Annotated in this window: 1 protein-coding gene and 1 pseudogene; one reads left to right on the forward strand and one right to left on the reverse strand. The window is 40.6% G+C overall.

From position 1 onward, the window contains the following. Positions 1-99, reverse strand: a pseudogene (locus tag R7Q09_RS24360) (TetR/AcrR family transcriptional regulator); the annotation flags it as partial. A gap of 318 nt (positions 100-417) precedes the next feature. Between R7Q09_RS24360 and hpt the strand changes: the two are divergent. Further along, entirely contained in the window at positions 418-948 is a 531-nt protein-coding gene (gene hpt / locus R7Q09_RS24365; protein ID WP_005479701.1) for a hypoxanthine phosphoribosyltransferase, read from the forward strand. Positions 949-1,079 lie beyond the last annotated feature (131 nt).

Raw genomic sequence — 1,079 nt, forward strand, 5'->3', positions numbered from 1 at the left:
ACCACGGCGTGCAAATACTTCTAACGCGATTTCCATGAGTTGTTGCTTACGTTTAAGAGGAGAAAGCCTAGTTCTAGGTCTCTTTGCAATTGAGTCCATATCCATTTTCCTTGCCATTTGAGTTGTTGTTGGGGGTAACCCCCTAATTGATTATTTTAATAATTGCTTTAAGCAGTGATGAGTGTAATGGTGCATATGCACAAGGTCAACATCTGATGGATAATTTATAGACAGTAATGTCATTATTATTGATAAGTTTTGCTGTAAACTTTCGAAAATTTGGCAGCGCTCCCAAGAATTTTCCGCAAAAGGATGTGACTTTCAACCCACTCTTCGTGGTGATACACTACACGCCGTAAGATTAGGTGATCGTTTGCGTGCGACCTACCTCAACCCACAAACTAAATTGAGCACAGTATGAAACATACAATAGAAGTCATGATTTCTGAGCAAGAAGTTCAGGAACGAATTCGTGAATTAGGCAAACAAATTACAGAGCGTTACCAAGGCAGTGAAGACCTAGTTTTGGTTGGCTTGTTGCGTGGTTCTTTTGTATTTATGGCCGACCTAGCGCGTGCTATTGAACTGACTCATCAAGTTGATTTTATGACGGCATCAAGCTACGGCAACACGATGGAAAGCTCACGCGATGTACGCATCTTGAAAGATTTGGATGATGACATTAAAGGCAAAGACGTTTTGCTTGTTGAAGACATCATCGATACAGGTAACACGCTAAATAAAATTCGCGAAATCCTATCGCTACGTGAACCTAAATCTATCGCGATTTGTACGCTACTAGACAAGCCATCTCGCCGTGAAGTAAATGTGCCAGTTGATTGGATTGGTTTCGAGATCCCTGACGAGTTCGTTGTTGGTGTTGGTATCGATTACGCTCAAAAATACCGTCACCTACCATTCATCGGTAAAGTGGTTCCTCAAGAATAATTGAGTTCACTATTCGAAATACAAAAAAAACGCCCATATAAATGGGCGTTTTTTATTTATTCAGATTTTATGGCTTAGCGACACAGAAGCTTATTGTCAGGGTTTAAAATCGTCGACAGTGCTTTCTGGTA

It is taken from the genome of Vibrio sp. 2130-1 (assembly GCF_033339515.1).

Coding starts and splice junctions, on each gene's coding strand:
- hpt (WP_005479701.1), top strand. CDS start 418: ATGAAACATACAATAGAAGTCATGATTTCTGAGCAAGAAGTTCAGGAA.